The sequence below is a fragment of the Microbacterium sp. NPDC055665 genome, assembly GCF_053618035.1.
Genome location: NZ_JBSHGY010000001.1, coordinates 596,647 through 618,156 on the forward strand (window position 1 = coordinate 596,647; position 21,510 = coordinate 618,156).

At 68.9% G+C, this 21,510-nt stretch carries 19 protein-coding genes; 10 read left to right on the forward strand and 9 right to left on the reverse strand.

Annotated features, from left to right (window positions below):
* Positions 1-57: 57 nt before the first annotated feature.
* Entirely contained in the window at positions 58-681 is a 624-nt protein-coding gene (locus ACWGO6_RS02915; RefSeq protein ID WP_136043418.1) for a hypothetical protein, read from the forward strand.
* Here ACWGO6_RS02915 and ACWGO6_RS02920 read toward each other — a convergent pair.
* Positions 669-947: a helix-turn-helix domain-containing protein gene (locus tag ACWGO6_RS02920; protein WP_136043419.1), complete on the reverse strand. Its 279-nt coding sequence runs from the start codon at positions 945-947 to the stop codon at positions 669-671. The genes ACWGO6_RS02915 and ACWGO6_RS02920 overlap by 13 nt on opposite strands.
* 98 nt (positions 948-1,045) lie before the next feature.
* On the opposite strand from ACWGO6_RS02920, the gene ACWGO6_RS02925 reads away from it, so the two are divergent.
* Positions 1,046-1,669 (forward strand): SAF domain-containing protein, encoded by a 624-nt coding sequence (locus ACWGO6_RS02925; protein ID WP_136043420.1) that lies wholly within the window; start codon positions 1,046-1,048, stop codon positions 1,667-1,669.
* Positions 1,666-2,913, forward strand: a complete 1,248-nt coding sequence (locus ACWGO6_RS02930; protein WP_452325809.1) for an AAA family ATPase — start codon at positions 1,666-1,668, stop codon at positions 2,911-2,913. Before ACWGO6_RS02925 ends, ACWGO6_RS02930 begins: the two co-directional genes overlap by 4 nt.
* Here the strand turns inward: ACWGO6_RS02930 and ACWGO6_RS02935 are convergent.
* Together ACWGO6_RS02935 and secA are read right to left on the reverse strand one after the other, a co-directional pair.
* Positions 2,837-4,063 carry a pyridoxal phosphate-dependent aminotransferase gene (locus ACWGO6_RS02935; protein WP_136043422.1) on the reverse strand — a complete coding sequence of 409 codons (1,227 nt, stop codon included), beginning with the start codon at positions 4,061-4,063 and terminating at the stop codon, positions 2,837-2,839. The two genes, ACWGO6_RS02930 and ACWGO6_RS02935, sit on opposite strands and share 77 nt — an antisense overlap.
* 65 nt (positions 4,064-4,128) lie before the next feature.
* A complete protein-coding gene (gene secA, locus ACWGO6_RS02940; RefSeq protein WP_136043423.1) occupies positions 4,129-6,927 on the reverse strand; it encodes a preprotein translocase subunit SecA in 2,799 nt (932 codons plus the stop codon).
* A 187-nt stretch (positions 6,928-7,114) separates the two neighbouring features.
* On the opposite strand from secA, the gene ACWGO6_RS02945 reads away from it, so the two are divergent.
* Both ACWGO6_RS02945 and ACWGO6_RS02950 read left to right on the forward strand, forming a co-directional pair.
* Entirely contained in the window at positions 7,115-7,735 is a 621-nt protein-coding gene (locus ACWGO6_RS02945; RefSeq protein WP_136043424.1) for a PadR family transcriptional regulator, read from the forward strand.
* A gap of 96 nt (positions 7,736-7,831) precedes the next feature.
* A complete protein-coding gene (locus ACWGO6_RS02950; RefSeq protein ID WP_136043425.1) occupies positions 7,832-9,157 on the forward strand; it encodes a coiled-coil domain-containing protein in 1,326 nt (441 codons plus the stop codon).
* Between the two features lie 73 nt (positions 9,158-9,230).
* Here ACWGO6_RS02950 and hpf read toward each other — a convergent pair whose 3' ends face one another.
* From hpf to mtrA, 5 genes are all read right to left on the reverse strand, one after another.
* Complete coding sequence (gene hpf / locus ACWGO6_RS02955; protein ID WP_136043426.1) at positions 9,231-9,887, reverse strand: ribosome hibernation-promoting factor, HPF/YfiA family; 657 nt, start codon at positions 9,885-9,887, stop codon at positions 9,231-9,233.
* Between the two features lie 135 nt (positions 9,888-10,022).
* Positions 10,023-10,502 carry a ComF family protein gene (locus ACWGO6_RS02960; RefSeq protein ID WP_452325810.1) on the reverse strand — a complete coding sequence of 160 codons (480 nt, stop codon included), beginning with the start codon at positions 10,500-10,502 and terminating at the stop codon, positions 10,023-10,025.
* A 266-nt stretch (positions 10,503-10,768) separates the two neighbouring features.
* On the reverse strand, positions 10,769-12,487 hold the full coding sequence (locus tag ACWGO6_RS02965) for a GerMN domain-containing protein (RefSeq protein WP_240745163.1): 1,719 nt from the start codon (positions 12,485-12,487) through the stop codon (positions 10,769-10,771).
* Entirely contained in the window at positions 12,484-14,166 is a 1,683-nt protein-coding gene (mtrB, locus tag ACWGO6_RS02970) for an MtrAB system histidine kinase MtrB (RefSeq protein ID WP_452325811.1), read from the reverse strand. Before mtrB ends, ACWGO6_RS02965 begins: the two co-directional genes overlap by 4 nt.
* Before the next feature lie 7 nt (positions 14,167-14,173).
* Complete coding sequence (gene mtrA / locus ACWGO6_RS02975) at positions 14,174-14,854, reverse strand: MtrAB system response regulator MtrA (protein WP_136043429.1); 681 nt, start codon at positions 14,852-14,854, stop codon at positions 14,174-14,176.
* Positions 14,855-14,948: 94 nt separating this feature from the next.
* Here mtrA and ACWGO6_RS02980 point away from each other — a divergent pair, with 94 nt between their 5' ends.
* From ACWGO6_RS02980 to ACWGO6_RS03000, 5 genes are read left to right on the forward strand one after another with little or no spacing between them, the layout of a single operon-like run.
* Positions 14,949-16,352, forward strand: a complete 1,404-nt coding sequence (locus ACWGO6_RS02980) for a hypothetical protein (protein WP_136043430.1) — start codon at positions 14,949-14,951, stop codon at positions 16,350-16,352.
* Positions 16,349-16,990 carry a DUF4129 domain-containing protein gene (locus tag ACWGO6_RS02985; RefSeq protein WP_136043431.1) on the forward strand — a complete coding sequence of 214 codons (642 nt, stop codon included), beginning with the start codon at positions 16,349-16,351 and terminating at the stop codon, positions 16,988-16,990. The genes ACWGO6_RS02980 and ACWGO6_RS02985 overlap by 4 nt, the downstream gene beginning before the upstream one ends.
* Positions 16,987-18,195 carry a DUF4350 domain-containing protein gene (locus ACWGO6_RS02990; RefSeq protein WP_452325812.1) on the forward strand — a complete coding sequence of 403 codons (1,209 nt, stop codon included), beginning with the start codon at positions 16,987-16,989 and terminating at the stop codon, positions 18,193-18,195. The genes ACWGO6_RS02985 and ACWGO6_RS02990 overlap by 4 nt, the downstream gene beginning before the upstream one ends.
* Positions 18,196-18,239: 44 nt before the next feature.
* Positions 18,240-19,163 (forward strand): AAA family ATPase, encoded by a 924-nt coding sequence (locus ACWGO6_RS02995; RefSeq protein ID WP_240745165.1) that lies wholly within the window; start codon positions 18,240-18,242, stop codon positions 19,161-19,163.
* The gene (locus tag ACWGO6_RS03000) at positions 19,164-20,471 is read left to right on the forward strand and encodes a DUF58 domain-containing protein (RefSeq protein WP_136043434.1); all 1,308 of its coding nucleotides are present in this window, start codon (positions 19,164-19,166) and stop codon (positions 20,469-20,471) included. It abuts the gene before it with no gap.
* Between the two features lie 38 nt (positions 20,472-20,509).
* On the opposite strand, the gene ACWGO6_RS03005 is transcribed toward ACWGO6_RS03000, so the two are convergent.
* Complete coding sequence (locus ACWGO6_RS03005) at positions 20,510-21,502, reverse strand: stage II sporulation protein M (RefSeq protein WP_136043450.1); 993 nt, start codon at positions 21,500-21,502, stop codon at positions 20,510-20,512.
* Positions 21,503-21,510 lie beyond the last annotated feature (8 nt).

A 21,510-nucleotide genomic window follows, 5' to 3' on the forward strand; every position in this document is an offset into this window, starting at 1 on the left:
GAGGAAGTATGCGGATAACTCGTACGTGACACCTGGCCGTCGCCTACGCTCTGTCGGGTGCACTGGGACCGTCTGTTCGAAGACCTCGAAGGCCAGCTCGCGTCGGACTGGGAGGCGGAGCGTGCCGTGCTCGACGCCGAGTCCGAGCGCCTGCGGATCGCGAAACTGGACCTGCGCGCTCGCCTCCGGACGTTGTGCAGCACCGGCACCGACGCGACGATCGACCTCGTGGACGGACGACGGCTGCCTATCACGCTCCAGGCACTCGGAGCGGACTGGCTCGCCGTGGCCTCACGCGATGTCGGCGGCGCCCCACACGCGTCGGGCCCGACAGCATCGGCGCTGATCCTCCCCCTGCACGCCGTCGCCGGCATCACGACCGATCACGGCACGGTCCTCGCGAGCCTCGATGACTCTGCGACCGGGGCGCACCCGCTTCGCGAGCGCATGACGCTCGGATTCGTCCTGCGGGATCTCGCTCGACGGCGGATCCCCGTTCACATCAGCGTGCGCGTCGGCGACGATGTGCACGGCACGATCGACCGCGCGGCGGCGGATCACCTCGATCTGGCGCTGCACGATCCGGGGCAGGCGCGTCTCGCCGGAGCTGTGCGCGGCTTCCGCATCATCCCGTTCTCGACACTCGTCGCCGTACGCACACCCGGAGATCAGTTGCGGTGAGCGGAGGAGGTACCCCAGACCTCGGGGAAGCTTGCGACCTGCGACTGTCTCCACAACGCCATACGGCGGGCGATCTCCGATTCCTCCGCCAGGTAGCCCTCGAGACACGACTCCTCCACCCGCCAGCGGGGAGGCGACCCGAGCTGTGCGCCGCGGAGCCTTCCTTCGTGGAGGAGGGCGATCACCTCGTCCACACCGATGCTCAGGAGTTCAGCCACCTGCGCAGGGGCGAGGAATCGCGACGCGGGCCGGGTCGGGGGTGCCATCCCCCCATTCTCCATGACGGCATCGCGGGGGATCCGGCGCTCTGCTGTCCTGTGGATAACCGGCGGTGCTGGTCCGGGATTTCTGTGACGATATCGCCATGGCTACCCATCCCCGCCCTCGGCGCGCGTTCTGGGGCGACACCCGATTTCTCATCGGCATCGCCCTGGTGGCGCTCTCCATCACCGCGGTCTGGCTCATCATCACCGCATCCGACCATGCGCGGCCGGTGCTCCGAGCCGACCGCACGATCGTGCAGGGCGAGCCCCTGACATCCGACGATTTCCAGGTGATCGAGGTGGGGCTGGGGCTGTCTGCCGAGGACTACCTCGGACCCGAAGATCTGCAGCCCGGTCAGATCGCCGCGCGCACGCTCACGAAGGGTGAGATCCTGCCGGCGACCGCGCTGGCGGATGCCGATCAGACCCGCAGCACCACCATCGTGATCGAGAGCAGCACCGGGATCCCCGGAGAAGTACAGGCCGGGACGGTCGTCGACGTCTGGTCCGCGGCTCTGCTCGACGACGGTCGCTCCTACGACACTCCACGAATCCTCGTCACCGATGTGACCGTCCGCGACGTGATCGAGCCCGACGGCATGCTTGCCGACGCCGTGTCGGCCCGGCTCGAACTCGTGATCGACACGAGCGATGCGGCCGATGTGCTCGCCGCCATCACCGGAGGGGCATCGCTCTCCGTCCTCCCGGTCGGCGCCGGCTCGTGACAGCTGTCGTCGTGGCGATCCCGGAGCCCCGCGCCAGTGAGCTGGCCGCGGAACTGGAGCTCGAGGGGATCCGGGTCCTCGCCGTCCTCCCGGTGCCCACCGGTGAGATCGACCTCCCACGCGATGCAGAGGCGATCATCGTCACCGCCGCGCGCGCAGTGCTGTCGGCCGAGCTGGTGTCCACCTGCGACCGAGCGGGGGTCCGCATCCTCCCGCTCGGAGGTGCCGACAGCCGACTGCTCGGGCGGCTCGGATTATCCGCCGCTTTGCCTCCCGAAGCAGCCGGCTGGGAAGTCGCGGCGGCGCTGGGTGCCGACGTCTCCCCCGAGCCCGCACGACGGTCACTCCCTCCGCACCGCATCATCGCCGTGTGGGGGTCGCACGGGGCACCGGGGCGTTCCACGATCGCCGTCGAACTCGCCGTGGAGCTCGCGCGATCCGGGCGCAGCGTCGCTCTCGTCGATGCCGACACCGTGGCTCCATCGCTCGCGCTGCGGCTGGGGCTCAGCGACGACGCACCCGGCATCGCGGCTGCCTGCCGTCGCGCCGAGCGCGGCGCCCTCGACTCGACGGAGTTGACGCGGCTCGCCACCACTTTGCAGAGCGGCAGCGGCGAGGCCGTGGAAGTGCTCGCCGGCATTAACCGCCCGAGCCGATGGCCCGAGCTGGGTTCGGCGCGTCTTCGAATGGCGTTGAGCGCCTGCCGTGAATGGATGGAGGAAACAGTCGTCGATGTGGCTGCAGCCTTCGATGCGGACGACGAGGTGACCTTCGACATCGCCGGACCCCGCCGCCACGCCGCGACGACGGCGACGCTGAGCGAAGCGGATCTGATCGTCGCCGTGGCAGCAGCGGACCCACTGGGGATCAGCCGCTTCCTCCGGGACTACGCGGAAGTGCGGCGCCTCACCGCCCCGACGCCGGTGTCGGTCGTGATCAACCAGGTGCGCCCGGGGCCGCTCGGGATCGACGCGCGCGGGCAGGTGCGGCGCACGCTCGAGCGGTTCGCCGGCATCACGGAGGTCACGTTCCTCCCGTTCGACCAGCGTGCTGCCGATGCCGCGTTGCTGCACGCCCGTCCGATCACGGATGTCACACCGCGTTCGACACTCGTGGCGGGTATCCGAGGGCTCGCGGCGGCTCTTTCTCCCGCCGATGCGGAGCCCGCTACTGACGGTAGCTTGCGAGGAAGTTCCCGAGTCGCTCGACGGCTTCACTCAGTACTCGGGGCTCGGGGAGCGTGACGAGCCGGAGGTGGTCCGGAGTCGCCCAGTTGAAACCGGTCCCCTGCACCAGGAGGATGTGCTCCGAGACGAGCAGATCGTAGACCAGGCGAGCATCGTCTCTGATCTCGTGCACGTTCGGGTCGAGCCGAGGGAAGGCGTACAGCGCCCCCTGCGGTTTGACGCACGAGACCCCTGGAATCGACTCGAGCCCCTCCCACGCGATGTCGCGCTGCTCGTGCAGTCGACCGGTCGGGGCGATCAGCGCGTCGATGGACTGCACGCCAGAGAGCGCCGCCTGCACCGCGTGCTGGGCGGGCACGTTCGGGCACAGTCGTGTCGAGGCCAGCAACGTGATCCCCTCGAGGAATCCCTTGGCGTGGCCCTGCGGACCCGTGATGACCATCCAACCCGATCGATAGCCCGCGACTCGGTAGGTCTTGGACAACCCGTTGAACGTCAGGCACAGCAGATCGGGGGCGAGCGTCGCGGTGGGGATGTGGACGGCACCGTCGAACAGAATGCGATCGTAGATCTCATCCGACAGCAGCAGCAGCTCATGTTCCCGAGCGATCTGCACGAGCCCTTCGAGGATCTTGCGCGAGTACACGACGCCGGTGGGGTTGTTCGGGTTGATGATCACGAGAGCTTTGGTGCGCGGCGTGATCTTCGAGCGGATGTCCTCGAGGTCGGGCTGCCACTCGTCATCCTCGTCGCACAGATAATGCACGGGCGTACCGCCTGCGAGGCTGGTCATCGCCGTCCACAGCGGATAGTCCGGTGCAGGGATGAGCACTTCGTCGCCCTCGTCGAGCAGCGCCTGCATCGTCATGGTGATGAGCTCGGAGACCCCGTTGCCGAGATAGACGTCATCCGGGTCGAAACGAGGGAAGCCCTCGATCTGCTCGTAGCGGCTCACGACCGCACGGCGAGCAGAGATGATGCCCTTGCTGTCGCTGTAACCGTGCGCGGATGGAAGAGCCGCGAGCATGTCATGCACGATCTGGTGGGGAGCGTCGAAGCCGAAGATCGCGGGATTCCCGGTGTTCAGCTTGAGGATCTTGTGGCCCTCGGCCTCCAGACGCGCCGCCTCGACGAGGGCGTTTCCGCGGATCTCGTACAGGACGTTCTTGAGCTTCGACGACTGGTCGAAGTTGCGCGTTGGGGTCATCGGCCAAGCCTACAGCGACGAAAGGAGGGCCAATCCACGTGGACTGGCCCTCCTCTGCGCTGGAGCTACTTCTTCTTCTTGCCCTGGGCGCGACGCTGCTCACGGTTGCCGGCCGGAGCCTCGGCATCCGTGCGCTGGCCGAAGGCGCCTCGCGGTGCCTCTTCCGGCTCGGCCTGCGGAGCCTGAGCGCGAGCCGCCGCCTGACGGACACGATCGGTCGCCGCCTGCTGGACCTGACCACGATCGTTGCGGACCTCGACCTCGCCTGCGTCGTTCGCCGCGGAGTACTCGAGACGCTGCTCTCCCCCGTCCGTGGCGAGACCCTTGGCCTCGACCTCGGCGGTCTGGGAGTCGCCGGCACGCCGCACCTCGACCTCGAGGTTGTAGAGGTATCCGACGGATTCCTCCTTGATCTGGCCCATCATCGACTGGAACATCGCGTAGCCTTCGCGCTGGTACTCGATGAGTGGATCACGCTGAGCCATCGCGCGCAGCCCGATGCCGTCCTTGAGGTAGTCCATCTCGTAGAGGTGGTCGCGCCAGCGGCGGTCGAGCACCTGAAGCACCACGCGACGCTCCAGTTCACGCGTGGCCGCCTCGCCGAGCGCCTCCTCGCGCGCCTCGTACGCGATCTTCGCGTCGGAGAGCAACTCGCGGGTGAGTCCGTCTGCCGTGATGCCGCCCTTGCGCCCCGCTGCTTCCGAGACGACCTCGTCGATCGTCACGCCCACCGGGTAGAGCGTCTTGAGCTCGGTCCAGAGCGCGTCGAAGTCCCAGCTCTCGTTGTGGCCCTCGCCGGTGTGGTCGCGGACCACGCCGCTGATCGCATCCTCGATGAAGTGCTGGACGCGGTCGGCGATGTCATCGCCCTGCAGGATGTGGCGACGGTCGGCGTAGATGGCCTCGCGCTGACGGTTCAGGACGTCGTCGTACTTGAGGACGTTCTTGCGCATCTCGGCGTTGCGCGACTCGACCTGGGACTGGGCGCTGCGGATCGCGCGGGATACGAGTCCCGACTCGATCGGAACATCGTCCGGGAAGTTCGTGCGGGCGAGGATCGCCTCGGCGGCACCCGACTGGAACAGTCGCATCAGGTCGTCGGTGAGGCTCAGGTAGAAACGGCTCTCGCCGGGATCGCCCTGACGCCCGGAACGACCACGGAGCTGGTTGTCGATGCGACGCGACTCGTGACGTTCGGTGCCCAGAACGTAGAGACCCCCGGCCTCGATGACCTTCTCGGCTTCCTCTGCGACGACGGCTTTCATCGCCTCGTAGGTCTCATCCCACGCGACCTCGTACTCCTCGGGCGTCTCGACGGGGTCGAGCCCCTTGCCCTTGAGTTCCTGGACCGCGAGGAACTCGGCGTTTCCGCCGAGCATGATGTCGGTGCCTCGACCGGCCATGTTCGTGGCGACGGTGACCGCCCCCAGGCGGCCGGCACGGGCGACGATCTCGGCCTCACGCGCGTGGTTCTTCGCGTTGAGGACCTCGTGCTTGACGCCCTTCTTCGCGAGCAGACGCGACAGGTACTCGCTCTTCTCGACGCTCACGGTTCCGACCAGCACCGGCTGCCCGGCGGCATGGCGCTCGGCGATGTCCTCGACGACCTGCTCGAACTTCGCCGTCTCGTTCTTGTAGACGAGGTCCGACTGGTCCTTGCGGATCATCGGCCGGTTCGTCGGGATCGGGATGACACCGAGCTTGTAGGTCGACATGAACTCCGCGGCCTCGGTCTCGGCCGTACCCGTCATGCCGGCGAGCTTGTCGTAGAGACGGAAGTAGTTCTGCAGCGTGACCGTCGCGAGAGTCTGGTTCTCGGCCTTGACCGGCACACCCTCCTTGGCCTCGATCGCCTGGTGGATGCCCTCGTTGTAGCGGCGTCCGACCAGGATTCGGCCCGTGTGCTCGTCGACGATCATGACCTCGTCGTTCATGACGACGTAGTCGGTGTCCTTCTTGAACAGGGCGAGCGCCTTGATCGAGTTGTTGAGGAAGGAGATGAGCGGAGTGTTGGCCGACTCGTACAGGTTGTCGATGCCGAGGTAGTCCTCGACCTTCTCGATACCGGGCTCGAGCACGCCGACGGTGCGCTTCTTCTCGTCGACCTCGTAGTCCACGCCGACCTCGAGGGTGCGGGCGATCTTCGCGAACTCGGCGAACCAGCGGTTGGCCTCCCCCGAGGAGGGGCCCGAGATGATGAGCGGGGTGCGCGCCTCGTCGATGAGGATCGAGTCGACCTCATCGACGATCGCGAAGAAGTGCTCGCGCTGGACGAGGTCTTCCTTGCGCCAGGCCATGTTGTCGCGCAGGTAGTCGAAGCCGAACTCGTTGTTCGTGCCGTACGTGATGTCGGCCGCGTACTGCTCGCGACGCACCGCGGGGGTCTGTCCGGAGACGATGATGCCCGTGGTCATGCCGAGGGCCCGGAACACGCGCCCCATCAGCTCGGCCTGGTAGCTCGCGAGGAAGTCGTTGACCGTGATGACGTGCACGCCCTTGCCGGCGATCGCGTTCAGGTACGCGGGCAGGGTCGCGACGAGGGTCTTGCCCTCACCGGTCTTCATCTCGGCGATGTTGCCGAGGTGGAGGGCGGCGCCGCCCATGACCTGCACGTCGTAGGCACGCATGCCGAGGGTGCGCTTGGCAGCCTCACGCACCGCGGCGAACGCCTCGGGCATGAGCTGGTCGAGCGTCTCGCCCTTCTCGAAGCGCGCGCGCAGCTCGACGGTCTCGTTGCGCAGCTCGTCGTCGGTGAGCTTGGAGATGTCCTCTTCCAGCGCTCCCACTGCCTTGACGACCTGATTCAGGCGGCGGATGACCCGCCCCTCGCCAGCGCGCAGCAGCTTCTCAAGAGGATTGGCCACGGATGTCATCTCCCTGTCAGTGGGTAAATCGCCGGCCATCGGTGAACCCGACGCCAGGCATACTTTGCCATGTTACCGGTCTGTGACCTGCACGTCGCCTGCACGAGACTCCCGCACGAGGATTCGGATGGTTACCGAGTATGCATATACTCGGTAACGCATTCGAGCGACAATCAGGGAGCACACCATGTCGGTACGTCAGAGCCTGCTCGCGATCCTCGATCAGGGCCCCTGTTACGGCTACCAGCTGCGGCACGAATTCGACCGACGCACCGGCTCCACCTGGCCACTGAACGTCGGACAGATCTACAACACCCTCGAGAGGCTCGAGCGTGACGCTCTCGTGGAGCGGGGCGACGCCGACGAGCATGGTCACGTGTACTGGCAGATCACCGATGCCGGCTCCGCCGAGGTCGCCCACTGGCTCTCCTCCCCCGTGGTGCGGACGCAGGCGACGCGGGATGAGCTCGCGATCAAGCTCGCGGTCGCCGCGACGATGCCTGGAGTCGACGTCGCGGCGGTCATCGAATCGCAGCGCACGGCCTCACTGCGTCAACTGCAGTCGCTGCAGCACGCGAAGTACGCCGGCGGCGACGCGGACGGTCCGGAGGAGCTCTCCTGGGCCCTGGTCGTCGATTCGATGATCTTCGCCGCTGAGGCCGAGGTGCGCTGGCTCGACCACGCGGAACAACGTCTCGGCTCGCACCCGCGACACGCGATGGCGCTCGAACTCGCGACCGAGCGGCCCAAGCGCGGGCGGCCCGCGAAGACCGGAACCGCACTCGCGGGTGCCGCACCGTCGCTGTGAGCGACGAGACGGTCGCGTGACGTGCCCTGAGCGAACAGCGCCGGCCCGAAGCGTATGCTCAGCCACCGCCGCTGCCCAAGAAACTAGGATCGAGCCATGGCTGGATTTTGGGGCAGACGCAAACGCGAACAGGAAGAGCTCGCCGCACAGGACGCCGATCTGGCGCGTCGCGCCGAGCAGGCACTGGTCGGCGCGGATGAGCGGATCCGCACGACGTCGGACGAGCTCTCCTTCGCCGAAGCCGAGCTCGGTGAGTCGCTGACCGCCGATCTGCGCAAGGCTCTCACCGCGGTGCGCACCCACCTGCGCGAGGCGTTCCAGCTGCACCAGTTGAACCATGATGAGATCCCCGACACGGCCGAGGAGCTGCGCACCCGGAACGCGCGCATCCTGCAGCTGTGCGACTGGGCTCAAGACCTTCTCGACGAGAAGACCTCCGTCCTCGCAGAATCCGTGGCCAAGGTGCGCCGCGCACCCGAGATCATCGCGCAGGTTCGGGCGGACGCTGCCGAGCTCAGCACACGCATCCCCCAGACCAACGAAGCCGTCGCACGCCTCTCGGCTCGCTACGCAGACTCCGCGATGCACCAGATCACGGCCAGCGCGGCCGAGGCCGAGCAGCTCATCCGCTTCGCCACCCACAGCGCCGACATCTCCGAGCGCCGTCGTGCGGCCAAGCAGAACGAAGAGGCGAACGTCGCCCTCGAGACGGCCACCGAGGCCACGCGGCGCGCATCCGCGCTCCTCGATGCGGTCGAGGACTTCGAGATCGAGGCGCTCCGCGCGGAGTCCACCCTCGCCGAAGTCGTGGCCGACTCCCGCGGCGACCTCATCGCCGCACGCAACGCGCCCGCGGTACCCGCCGTCGCAGAAGCCGTCGCCGCGCTCCAGGCCGCTCTCGCCGCCCTCACCCCGTCCGGCCAGCCCAACGACCCGTTCGCCGAGCTCTCCCAGTTGCGCGACGCCAACTCCGCGCTCGACGAAGCCATCGCCAAAGCCCGCCACCGCGCCGAGAACCCGCTCCCGAGCATCGCGCAGGTGCAGCACGCGATCGATGACGCTGACCGCCAACTCGGCGTCGCCCGCGGTCTCATCGCCGGCCATCGCGGGTGGATCGGCGCCGATGCGCGCACGCGCCTCGCCGAGGCGGAGCGGCTCCGTGTCGACGTCTCCGACCTCCTTCCGGCGGAAGACACGCGCGAAGCGGCCCTCGTGCAGGCTCGTCGCGTCGCGCATCTCGCCTCCGAGGCGCTCCAGCTCGCCCAGCGCGACATCGACTCTTCCCGTCCTCGGGATCAGGACTGGGGCGGCGGTGGCGGTTGGGGAGGCGGACCGCGGCGCGGCGGTGGGGGCGGCGACATCGCATCCGGCATCCTCGGTGGCCTCGTGATCGGAAGCCTCCTCGACGGAATCTTCGACTGACGAACCACGCCCGCGGCACCACGACGCCAGAACGGCCCGGCCCCTCGAGGGACCGGGCCGTTCTGCAACTCTGTCAGGACGCGAGAGCCTCAGAGGGCGGAGCCTGCGTGCTCAACGCGATCACACCGTAGTCCCAACCCTTGCGCCGGTAGACGACGCTCGGGTGGTCGGTGCGGACGTCGACGAACAGGAAGAAGTCGTGCCCGACCAATTCCATCCGATCGACCGCCTCTTCCACGGTCATCCACTCGGCGTCGAAGCTCTTCGTGCGGATGACGACGGGCGAGTAGCTCTCTTCCTCCGACTGCTGCACGGGGACGCTGCCCGTCGCGACGGCATGGAGCACATCGACAGATGCCGGCTGGACGTCGATGCCCTCCAGCGACCCGCTGCCCTTCTCGAAGTGGGCGCCGCGCGGGTGCTGTCGGCCGTCGACACGCTTCTCCTTCGCGCGACGAAGCTGCTCGGACATCTTGTCGATGGCGAGGTCGAGAGCCACGAACTTGTCACCGTCCGTCGCCTCCGCGCGGACGACGGGCCCCTTGCCGACCAGCGTCAGCTCGACGGTCTCGTCCGGGATGCGGCCGTTGCGATACACGCGGTGGGTGACTTTGACATCCAGTCGTTGCGCCCGCGACGCGAACATCTGGACCTTGGCGATCTTCTCTTCGACAACGGTTCGGAAGCGATCGGTGATACCCACTCCGACGCCAACGATGCTTGTTTCCATTGCTGCCTCCTTGTCCCGGTCCTCCCGGCCAAGGGCGGACCGTGGTCGCCTTGTGTCACCCCACCGTAGTCCGACCGCCGACGGATGTCACGGGGTTGCGCCCCTGTGTCGGCGGTGCATTCTCGATGAGGTTCCTCAGAATCCCGATCGATGCGGCGTGGCGGCGAGCGCGACCGCTGCCACGGTGCGGAAGCCGGCCGCTTCGAGCACGCGGGACGCTTCATCGAGCGTCGCCCCGGTCGTGACCACGTCGTCGACGATCACGGCCTCGGCGCCCGCCCCCCGGCGCCGCGCACGCATCGTGCCACGGACGTTCTCCTCACGCTCACGCGCGCCCAGGCCACGCTGATCGATGCCGGTGGCGGCGACCGACAGCACCGGTCGCGGTTCGGCGCGCGCGCGACGGATCAGCAGCTCGGGCACTCGATAGCCGCGGCGGCGGAACGCCCTCCGCGTGGTGGGGACCGGAACGATCCAGGTCATCGGCGTCACGAGTGGGGAGAGCACCGTCGCGAGCGCCGAGGCGAGCGGACGGGCGAGAAAGGTGTCGCCCTCGCCCTTGAGCCGACGGATGCAGCGGGCCGCGACTCCGCCGAACTCGAGAGCTGCGTGCACCGGCAGTCCTCCCGGGGTCACCGACGATCGCGGACGCGGCGTCAGGTCGCCGCGGCACCGGGAACACAACAGCGTCCCCGGTTCATCGCACCCTGCGCATGTCGCCGCCAGCAGGAAAGCCGCCAGCTCCGCGCCGACACCGGGAAGAAGGGAGGATCGCTGCATCTGACGATTCTGACGCCGTGCGCTCGACTCCACCGATGACGCCGCCGCTACCGCCGCTGCCACCGACAACGGGGATGACTACCCCTGCCGTGCAGGAGGAGTCACTCCCCGACCCGAGTGGCGAGCACCGAGATGTCGGACGCGACCTCGCGCCACGCCGACCCCGCGTGTGCGAACAACTGTCCGCCCGCGCCGAGGATGCGGACACCGGCAGCGGTCCGCGCACCCGCGGCCGAGACGGAATCTCCCGGAGCCGCCTCCGACGTGCCGGGGCCGCCCACCGTCTGGGTGATGAGCCGGGGACTCACCGGATCCACCAGCACACCGAGCCGATCCGGCCCCAACCACACCAGACCCGTTGCGGGCTCATCGATCTGCACCAGCTGCTTGGCATCGCCGAGCTCGACCGGAAGTCCCGTCGAATCGCGGACGATCGCGGCCACGACGACCCAGCGCTGCTTGCCGACGGTGACCACCGCGGCCACCCGGCTGCCGTCGCCGGCGACGCGCAGGTCCGAGACCGCGGATGCCGTCGGCCACGCATTCCCGATCGCGTGCGCGGCGATGTCGCTCCCCCACGCCTGAAGGGCCGCCGGGTCTCCTTCGGGGACGGTCCAGGTGTACCCGTATGGATCGAGGGACGGCTCGATCAGTCCCGGCGGCGCGTCGAACTCGTTGCGGCTCCCGTCGCCGACCCGATACACCCGCCCGTCGCCGAGCTGGACGGCCGCGATCGAGTCGTCCAGAGCCACATCGATCGACGCGATGGGCTGAGGCATCGCAGCGATCTCGTCGCTGATTCCCGCGATCGGGGAGATCTCGTCCCCCACGATCCGACCGAACACGCCGTTCTGCAGCACGAGAGTACCGATCTCCGCCGACGGCTCCACGACGTCGACCACCCCGGCGTCGACGCTGCGGCCGTCGACGGTGAACTGCACCCTGGTGACGGCGACCCCCGCGGCCCGGAGAGTGGCCTGCAACTGCGTGCGCATCCGGGAGAGCGTCGTCTCGTCGAGTGCGGCCGCCGGGCGGGTGAGCGCGACGTCGGCCACCTGCCCGGTGATGAGGACGGCGTCCTGGGCCAGCTGCACGTCGGCCGGGAAGGCGTTCTGCACGGCCGGGTCGAGCCAATCGCTGGGAGCACCACCGATCAGGGCCTGCGTCACGGTCGTCGCCGGACTCTGCCGCCGCGGGAACCACCGCATGTCAGGCACAAGGCGCGACCAGCTGAGGTCGAAGTACTGCAGCGGATAGCCCTCGAAGACGTTCTCGAATCGAGGCTCATCGATCACGATCCCGTCGAGCGCCTCCGTGATGCGCCACTCACCGTCCTCCATGCGCTGGAGTGTGAACGGCATGGTGGACGCGCCGAGTGCTTCCGAGTACGTGTTCGCGTCGTCGACACTCGCGACCAGGTCGAGCAGAACCTGGACGTCGGCCGAGTCCGCGTTCTCGACCTCCGCCTGCGGAACGGTGGAGGTGATCGTGCGCGTGTCGGTGCCGACGTCGATGGACACCCCTGCCGCCGGTCGCCACGTGCGCTGCAGGTCGGGAGCGAGGAACTCCCGCGCCGTGGCCCAGTTGTCAGACGTCGTGATCCCCGCTTCGAGGAAACCCTCGACGATCTCCTCGGGTCCGGCGCCCTTGATCGGCCCGGAGGCCACGGGAAGGAAGTCGACATCCTGCGTGGATTCGCCGAGTTCGAGCCCCACCGAGACCCCGCCGCTGGTCGGAAGTCCGGCGCAGGCCGTGAGCAGGAGCGCCACGAGGGCCACCGCCCCACCGCGCAGCGTCCTCGTCCATCCGGTTCGATTCATGACCTGTCGCTCTCGTCGAAGAGTCCGGGGGGAGGATCGGTGAGGGAGATCGGCTGCGTCGCGTCGCCGAGTTCCGCGAGCGGCTCCTGCGGTTCGATCGGGATCGGGCTCGGTCCGTCCAGCACACCCTCATGACGGGGAATCGTGAGGACGAAGTTCGTGCCGACGCCCAGCTCCGACCAGACGGCGAGCGTGCCGCCGTGCAGCGTGGCGTCACCGAGCGCGATGGACAGTCCCAGGCCGGTCCCTCCGATCGTCCGCTGACGAGAGGGATCGGCGCGCCAGAACCGGTCGAACACCCGCTCCGCGTCCTCCGGCTCCATTCCCATACCGAAGTCCCGGACACCCGCCGCCACCGCGTGCTGATTGCTGTCGATGGTGATGACGACCGGGCGCCCCTCGCCGTGTTCGATCGCGTTGCCGATCAGATTGCGCAGGACGCGCCGCACGCGGCGGGGGTCCATGTCGACGGGCGAATATCCCCCGGGGGCGACCAGTCTCAGCTCCGTGCCGTGCCCGTCGGCCAGCGGTCGCATCTGGTCGATGATGTCCTCCGCCAGATGCGCGAGGCTCGTCGCCTCCAGCTCGAGCTGCACCGACCCCGCGTCGTACCGGCTGATCTCCAGGAGGTCGGACAGCAGCGTCTCGAACCGCTGCACCTGCGTGTGCAGCAGTTCGGCGGTGCGGGCGGTCGTGGGATCGAACTCCTCGCGCTGGTCGTTGAGCATGTCCGCGGCGAGCCGGATGGTCGTGAGCGGAGTGCGAAGCTCGTGCGAGACATCCGAGACGAACCGCTGCTGCACCATCGACAGCTCGCCGAGCTCCTTGATCTGCGCCTCGATGCTGTCGGCCATCGCATTGAAGGATCGACCGAGCACGGCGAGCTCGTCTTCTCCGTGCACATCGATGCGCACTCCGAGTTCGCCCGCCGCGAGTCGCGCGCTCGTCTCGGCGGCCTGCACGATCGGGGACGACACCGCCCGCAGGACGATCCAGGAGATGGCCGCGACGATGGCCACCAGCCCGATCCCGGCGATCCACAGGGTTCGCTGCACGAACACGAGCGTCTGATCGGCATCGCCGAGGTCGTAGGCGAAGTAGATCTCGAACGGCCCAGCTTCCGGTACCTGCAGCTGCTGTCCCACGACGATGCCGGGGACGGCCGGGCCGTCCTCCACCGGAAGTGCCACCGACTGCCAGGCCTGGCGATCGTCGAGCTTGACCACGCGTGCGCGGAGATTCGGGCTCAGCAGACTCTCGTTCAACCCCGCCTCGAAACCGTTCAGTCGCGCGGTATCCGCGCCGGTGTCGATCTTGTAGCCGGCGAGCTGGTCGGTGCTCGAGGTGCGGGCCAGCGTGTCCTGGATGCCGGCCCAGAGACTCGAGAGCGCAGCGGGGTCGTCTCCCACCTCGGCCACATCGAGGATGCGCTGGGCCTGGTCCACCGCGCGGCGGGCGTCTTCGAGAGCGACGGTCTTGCGCGAGATGAAGAGGTCGTTCTGGATCACGAGCGCCATCGTCACGCAGGTGATGAAGATCGCCAGCGAGGTCGCGAGCAGCGTGATCGAGAGCGTACGGAACCGCAGTGACCGTCGCCACAGGGTGCCGAGCATCGTCGGCCAGCCGCGCCAGTCGCGCAGGACAGCGACCGTCGTGGTGGTCGCTGTCGTCGCGGCCATCGTGCTCCTAGCCGACGCTCCCGGCACGGTAGCCGACGCCACGCACCGTCATCACGATCTTCGGGTTGTCCGGGTCGAGCTCGACCTTGGCGCGGAGGCGCTGCACGTGCACGTTCACCAGGCGGGTGTCGGCCTTATAGTGGTACCCCCACACCTGCTCCAGGAGCATCTCGCGGGAGAACACCTGCTGCGGCTTGGAAGCGAGCGCGACCAGCAGTTGGAACTCCAGCGGGGTGAGCGCGATCGGCGCCGTGCCCCGACGCACCTCATGGGCGTCGACGTCGACGGTGAGGTCGCCCACCCGCAGCTGCTCGCTGGTGGTCTGCGGCGTCGGACGCAGACGGGTGCGGATGCGTGCCACGAGCTCCTTCGGATTGAAGGGCTTGACCATGTAGTCGTCTGCGCCGACCTCGAGGCCGCGGACGACGTCTGCGGTGTCGCTGCGCGCCGTGAGCATGATGATCGGGACGCCCGATTCCGCGCGTATGCGGGTGCAGATCTCGATCCCGTCCATGCCGGGCAGCATGAGGTCGAGCAGCACGAGATCGGGCCGCTGCGCGCGCCACTCGTCGACGGCACGCGCACCGTCCGCGCAGAACACCGGCTCGAATCCCTCGGTGCGCAGCACGATGCCGATCATCTCGGCGAGCGCTGTGTCATCGTCGACCACGAGAATGCGTGAGGTCATAACTGTTACCTTATGGCACCGAGTCCCGCCGACCCCAGGTCTGCGCACCACGTGTGCGGTGTGACACGATGGAGCCACCATGGAGGGAGTGCCTGTGAGTGGCCAGATGTGGACGCCCGCGCCGAAGAAGGGGGTCATCCCCCTCCATCCGCTGACGTTCGGGATGCTGCTGGGCCGGGCCTTCGCGGCCCTGCGACACAACCCGAAGGTGCTGTTCGGCTTCGCCGTCGTGATTCAGCTCGTCGCGACCGTCGTCACGGCGTCCGTGATGGGAGTCGTCCTGTTCACGACCTTCTCCCGCCTGGAGACCGTCTCCCCCTCCTCCCCCGACTTCGAGGCGGTGCTGGCCGGGACCATCGGGATCAACCTCATCGCCGGCCTCGGCGTCGGACTCGCATCGATCGCCTTCACGGCAATGATGCAGGGTGTGGTCGCCGCAGAGATCGGCTACGCAGCCGTCGGGGTCAAGGCCACGCTGCGGATGCTCTGGCGCCGGATGGCACCGGCGTTCTGGCGTCTCGCCGGTTTCGCGTCGCTCTCGGTGATCGCCCTGTTCGGCATCCTCGCCATCGTGGTGAGCATCATCGCTGCCTTCGTCGCCGGTGGTGCGGGCGGAAGCGTCGAGCTCATCGGCGTCGTCGTCCTCGTCGTGGTCCTCCTCGCACTCGCCGCGATCCCCCTGTCCGTCTGGCTGACGACGAAGCTGCTGCTGGTGCCGTCGATCCTCGTCCTCGAGCGCGCACGGTTCCGCGATGCCTTCGTGCGTTCCTGGCGACTCACCCGCGGCCGTTTCTGGGTCGCTTTCGGCGTGACCTTCCTCATCAGCGCCATCATGGGCATCGCGGCGCAGGTGGTGAGCATCCCGGCCACGCTGCTCAGCGGCCTGCTCGGCTCGGTCATCGCTCCCACCGGCGCACAGGACCCGAGCGCCGTCGTCGGCTTCGTGCTCAGCTTCCTCGCACCTCAGATCCTGCTCCTGGTCATCCAGGCGATCACTCTCGTGGTGCAGAGCACCGGGTCGGCACTCGTCTACCTCGACTGCCGGATGCGGTACGAGGGGCTGGACCAGACGCTCATCGCCTATGTCGAGCACCGTGATCTGGGCGGGACGGAAGATCAGCTCGGCGATCCGTTCCGCGTCGATCCGGCGAGAGCCGTCACCTCCGCGCCTCCGCCCCGGCAGGTGCCGGACCACGTGCTGATGACACAGGGCGCCTCCCCGCAGCCATACCCCGGACAGCCGTACCCCGGACAGCCGTATGCTCAGCAGCCGCAGCCGTACGGGCAGCAGCCCTACGCGCCACAGGCGTATGCACCGCAGCAGAGCAGCGCGCCGACGACGCCAGCGACCGCGCCGGTCACGAGCGCTCCCGGGGCGTTCCCGCCGCCTCCGCCACCTGCGGCAGCTGCGGCAGCTGCTGCCGCATCGAATCCGACTCACGCACCCGGACCGGCTGACGGAGGCTGGGCTGCACCCGGCAGCGACGACACGGCATGATCTCCCGGTTCGACGACCTGTTCATCCCCGACGGGGATGAGGCACGCCGATGGGCGGAAGACGAGCTCGCCAACCCGCGGTATGCGGACGCGAAGCCGACGTGGTTCGATCTCGTCGCCCGAGACATCGGCCGCTTCCTCGCCGATCTGTTCAGTTCCGATAACGGCGCGAGCATCGGACCGTCCGCCCTCATCATCGTGTCGGTCATCATCGTCGCCGCTCTCATCGCAGCCCTCGTCATCTGGGGTCGGCCGCGCAGCTCGCGTGCCGTGCGACGTGCACGGGGCGACCTCCTCGGCGAGTCCGATGACCGCACGGCGGCACAGCTCCGAGCCGATGCCGAGCGCAGCGCCCGCGCGGCCGACTGGAGCACCGCGACGATCCTCCGCTATCGCGCGATCGCCCGCAGCCTCCTCGAACGCGATCTGATCGATCCCGCCCCCGGCGCCACCGCGCAGTCGATCGCTCGCGATGCCGGCGCTGTCTTCCCGGATGAGGCCTCAGCGCTGCGCCGCGCAGCCGTGGCGTTCGACGACGTCCGTTACCTCGGGCACCCGGCGACGGCGGAGACCTACCAGGACCTCGCGGCAACGGACGAACGTCTCCGCACCCGTCGCCTCGAGGCGGTGCCGGCATGACCGTGACCGAGCAGAGCGGGACCGCCGCGGCGACGGCCGAGCGTCGACCACGCAGAAGGAACACCGTCCTGGGCTGGGGCATCATCGTCGTCCTCGTCCTCGTCGCCGTGTTCGTCGCCGTCCGCGTCAGCGCCTCGCCACCGGCGGACCACGGAGCTCTCGACCCCGAAGGGCGTGATGACTCCGGTGCCCTCGCCCTCGCGGAGATCCTTCGCGACCAGGGCGTCGAGGTCGACGTCCGACGATCGCGGGTGGAGGCGCGTGCCGCCATCGATGAGGGAACCACGCTGGTCATGGCGAATCCGTACACGCTCACGGATGACGCCCTCGAGACCCTGATGGAACCGGCCGATCGCGTCGTCCTCCTCTCGACGAGCTCGCACCTGCTGAACACGCTGCGCATCGGCGAGAACGCCCCGGGCACGCGCTCGGCCGTGGAGGCGGCGTGCGCTGTCCCGGAGTTCGCGGAGGTCGGCACGATCCGCGCCGATCGTCTCTTCTCCCCCGCCGCTGAGGTCGAGGGGTGCTTCGGGGATGCCGACGGCGCCGCCGTGCTCGTCGATGACCGCGCCGGAGACCGCCGCGTCGTCGTGGAGGGTACCCGGCTCTTCAGCAACGCATACCTGGCGGAGAACGGCAACGCCGCGCTCGCGCTGGCACTGCTCGGGCAGACCGAACGGGTCGTCTGGTACGTGCCGAGCCTCGGCGATTCCGACATCGAGGGCAAGTCGGTCGACACCCTGGGGACCCTCACTCCCCCGTGGGTCACACCGGCGATCCTCCTGCTGCTGCTCGCCGGAGTCGCCGCGTCGATCTGGCGCGGTCAACGTTTCGGGCCCCTGGTCGCCGAGACGCTGCCGGTGACGGTGCGCGCGTCCGAGACGATGCACGGCCGCGCACGTCTCACCGCCAGGGCCGCTGATGCCGCGCACGCTGCCGAGGCCCTTCGCGACGGCGCGCAGCGGCGCCTCGCCCGCCGCCTGGGTCTGGCCGTGCATGCCGGCGCGGACGAGGTCGCCGACGCCGCGTCCGACCGGCTCCGGATCCCCCGGGGAACCCTGCAGACGCTGTTGGCGGGGCCTCTCCCCACCGACGACGCGGCCCTGGTCGACCTCGCTCGACGTCTCGACGAGCTCGAGGCGGCCGTGGAGACCAGCACCCGTCGACCGACCATCCATCCCACAGAAGCCGAGGGAACCACGTGACCGTTGAGAACCACTCCACCGACGACGCCGCGCTTCGTCAGGCCATGCACCGGGTGCGCACCGAGGTCGACAAGGCGGTCATCGGCCAGGCCGGCACCGTCACCGGCCTCCTCGTCTCGCTGCTCGCACGAGGCCACGTGCTCCTGGAAGGAGTGCCCGGCGTCGCCAAGACGCTGGTCGTCCGGTCGTTCGCACGTGCCCTCGGCCTCGACACGAAACGCGTGCAGTTCACGCCGGACCTGATGCCGGGCGACGTCACGGGTTCCCTCGTGTACGACGCGCGCACGGGCGAGTTCGACTTTCGCGCCGGCCCGGTCTTCACCAACATCCTGCTCGCGGATGAGATCAACCGGACGCCGCCGAAGACGCAGGCCGCCCTCCTCGAGGCCATGGAGGAGCGCCAGGTGTCGGCCGACGGTGTCAGCCGCCCGCTGCCCGATCCCTTCCTCGTCGCTGCGACCCAGAACCCGATCGAGCACGAGGGCACGTACTCGCTGCCCGAAGCGCAGCTGGATCGCTTCCTGATGAAGCTCGTCGTCGGCATGCCGGAGCGCGACGCCGAGGTGTCGGTGCTCCGCCGGCATGCCGAGGGCTTCTCCCCGCGCGAGCTGACCGGCGTCGAGGCCGTCGTCTCCGCAGACGAGATCCGCGCGGCACAGCAGGCCGCCGCCTCGGTCGACGTCACCGATGACGTGCTGGGATACGTCGTCGATCTGGCGCGCGCGACGCGGCAGTCCCCCTCCGTCGAACTCGGCGCGAGCCCCCGCGCCTCGACCGGCCTCCTCGCCGCCGCCAAGGCCTGGGCGTGGTTGAACGCCTCCACCGCGGTGACACCCGATCACGTGCAGACGATGCTCGTGCCGGTGTGGCGTCACCGCCTCCAGCTGCGACCGGACGCCCAGATGGAGGGCGTCTCCGCCGACGCCGTGCTCACCTCGGTCGTGCAGCAGACCAGGGTTCCGATCTAGGTGTTCATCACCGGTCGTCTCGCCGTCGCCCTCGCCGTCGGCGTCGTTCCGCTGGTCCTCGCCGGGCTCGCGGGCTATCCGCCGTACCCCGTGCTGGGCGCCTGGATCGGCCTCTGCATCCTTCTGGTCGTCGTGGATCTCGCCCTCGCCGCGAGCGCCCGGTCGGTGACGGTCAGCCGCCGGTTGCCCAAGCGCGCCCGGCTCGACGAACAGGTCCCGGTGAGCGTCGCCGTCCACAACCACGGTGCCCGATCGCTGCACGCGGTGATCCGCGACGCCTGGCAGCCCACGGCCGGCGCCCCCGCCGAGAGACAGCAGCTGCGGGTGGACCCGGGCGAGCGCGGTCGCGTGGCCATCCCGCTCACTCCGCGCCGACGCGGAGAGCTCGTGAGCGAGTTCGTTATGGTCCGCTCGCGCGGGCCCCTCGGTCTCGCCGGTCGACAGGCACGGCATCCGGTCCGAGGAGCGATCCGTGTGCTTCCCGCCTTCACCTCGCGAAAGCACCTCCCGTCGAGGCTGGCTCGGCTGCGCGAGCTGGACGGCAACACGAGCATCCAGGTCCGAGGCCAGGGAACCGAGTTCGACTCGTTGCGCGAGTACGTCCGCGGCGACGACGTGCGTTCGATCGACTGGCGAGCGACCGCGCGCGCCGGCACGACGATGCTGCGCACCTGGCGACCCGAACGCGACCGGCATGTCGTCATCATCATCGACACCGGTCGGACGGCAGCCGCACGCGTGGGCGACGGCACCCGGGTCGATGCAGCCCTCGAAGCGGCGCTGCTGCTGGCAGCCCTCGCCTCGCGGGCAGGAGACCACGTGCACCTGCTGCTGTACGACCGCGTCGTGCGCGGCCGGGTCACCGGTGTGGACGGCACGGCACTCCTGCCTGCGATGAGTGACGCCATGGCGCCCGTGCACGCGCGCCTGGTGGACACCGACTGGCACGGTGCCTTCGCCGCCGTACGCACGCTCACCACACGGCCTTCCCTGATCGTCGTGCTCACAGCGCAGGACGCCGCCGAGTCCGCTCGCGGCTTCCTCGGTGCCTTCCCCACCGCGTCGCGTGCGACCACCGTGCTCGTCGGGTCGGTCACCGACGACGGCATCGCTGCGCTCGCGCGTGAACGCGGTTCCCGCGAGGACGTCTATCTCGCCGCGGCGGCCGAGCGGACGCTGCGCGATGCCGAGAACGTCGCGGATGCGATCCGCAGAGCGGGTGGCGAGGCGATCGCCGCCGATCCGGAAGAGCTACCGCCCCGCATCGCCGACCGCTACCTCGAGCTGAAGGCGGCCGGCCGGCTCTGACCGCGGTCGCCCTCAGGCGGTCCGCGATCAGCCGGTCATCAGCCGGCGATGAGTCGAGGCGTGCCCGCTTCGTACTCGACGAGGTCGCCGGTCTCGCCACGGCGATGCGCCCGCCCGCCGATGACGAGCATGTAGATGAGGAACACCGCCAGCGCGGCAGCGCCGATGCCGATCTTCACCGGCCACGGCAGTCCCCAGCCGGTGACGAAGCCCTCCACGAGCCCGGCGAGGAAAAGGGCGAACACGAGCCCGAGTGCGACCGTCGCGAGCGATCGCCCCTCTTCGGCCAGCGCCTCCCCGCGGGTGCGGTGTCCCGGAGCCACCCACGCCCAGAACACGTGCAGACCGGCGGCGGCCGCGACGAAGATGCAGGTCATCTCGAGCATGCCGTGCGGAAGGATGTAGAGCACCATCAGGTCGGCCTTGTCGTACGCGGCCATGACCGCGCCGGACGTCCCGAGGCCCATGGCATTCTGCACGAGCATGTACACCGGCCAGATTCCTGTGACGCCGAAGAGCACGCACTGCATGGCGATCCAGGCGTTGTTCGTCCAGACCATGCCCATGAACTCGGCAGCGGGATTCTCGGTGTAGTAGCCCGTGAAGCTCTCGTCGGCATACTGTTCGAGCATGTCCGGCGGACCGAGGGTCGCGACGAGGGCCGGGTCACTCGCGATCCACGCCGCTGTGCCGACCGCGACGGCGATGAAGGCGAGGGCGATCACCAGTGTCGTCCACCGCAGCCGGTACAGGGCGGCCGGAAGCTGCAGTCGGAAGAACCGAGCGGTCTGGGTGAGGATGCTGTCGGATGCTCCGGTGAGGCGCAGCCGGGCGCGGACCAGGATCGTGGAGAGGTAGGCACCCTGCGGGGAGTCGCCGACCGACGTCTTCAGCTCGGCGAGATCTGCGGAGGCGGCGCGGTATCGCACGATCAGTTCGTCCACGCCGGTGCCGTCGAGCCGGGCTCGGCTGAGTTCCTCGAGCCGTTCCCATTCCGCACGGCGAGCATCGGTCAGCGCATCGGCATCCACCTGATTTA

Coding starts and splice junctions, on each gene's coding strand:
- ACWGO6_RS02990 (WP_452325812.1), top strand. CDS start 16,987: ATGACCGTGACCGAGCAGAGCGGGACCGCCGCGGCGACGGCCGAGCGT.
- ACWGO6_RS02935 (WP_136043422.1), bottom strand. CDS start 4,063: ATGACCCCAACGCGCAACTTCGACCAGTCGTCGAAGCTCAAGAACGTC.
- ACWGO6_RS02950 (WP_136043425.1), top strand. CDS start 7,832: ATGGCTGGATTTTGGGGCAGACGCAAACGCGAACAGGAAGAGCTCGCC.
- ACWGO6_RS02925 (WP_136043420.1), top strand. CDS start 1,046: ATGGCTACCCATCCCCGCCCTCGGCGCGCGTTCTGGGGCGACACCCGA.
- ACWGO6_RS02985 (WP_136043431.1), top strand. CDS start 16,349: ATGATCTCCCGGTTCGACGACCTGTTCATCCCCGACGGGGATGAGGCA.
- mtrB (WP_452325811.1), bottom strand. CDS start 14,166: ATGGCCGCGACGACAGCGACCACCACGACGGTCGCTGTCCTGCGCGAC.
- ACWGO6_RS02920 (WP_136043419.1), bottom strand. CDS start 947: ATGGCACCCCCGACCCGGCCCGCGTCGCGATTCCTCGCCCCTGCGCAG.
- ACWGO6_RS02945 (WP_136043424.1), top strand. CDS start 7,115: ATGTCGGTACGTCAGAGCCTGCTCGCGATCCTCGATCAGGGCCCCTGT.
- hpf (WP_136043426.1), bottom strand. CDS start 9,887: ATGGAAACAAGCATCGTTGGCGTCGGAGTGGGTATCACCGATCGCTTC.
- mtrA (WP_136043429.1), bottom strand. CDS start 14,854: ATGACCTCACGCATTCTCGTGGTCGACGATGACACAGCGCTCGCCGAG.
- ACWGO6_RS02965 (WP_240745163.1), bottom strand. CDS start 12,487: ATGAATCGAACCGGATGGACGAGGACGCTGCGCGGTGGGGCGGTGGCC.
- ACWGO6_RS02995 (WP_240745165.1), top strand. CDS start 18,240: ATGCACCGGGTGCGCACCGAGGTCGACAAGGCGGTCATCGGCCAGGCC.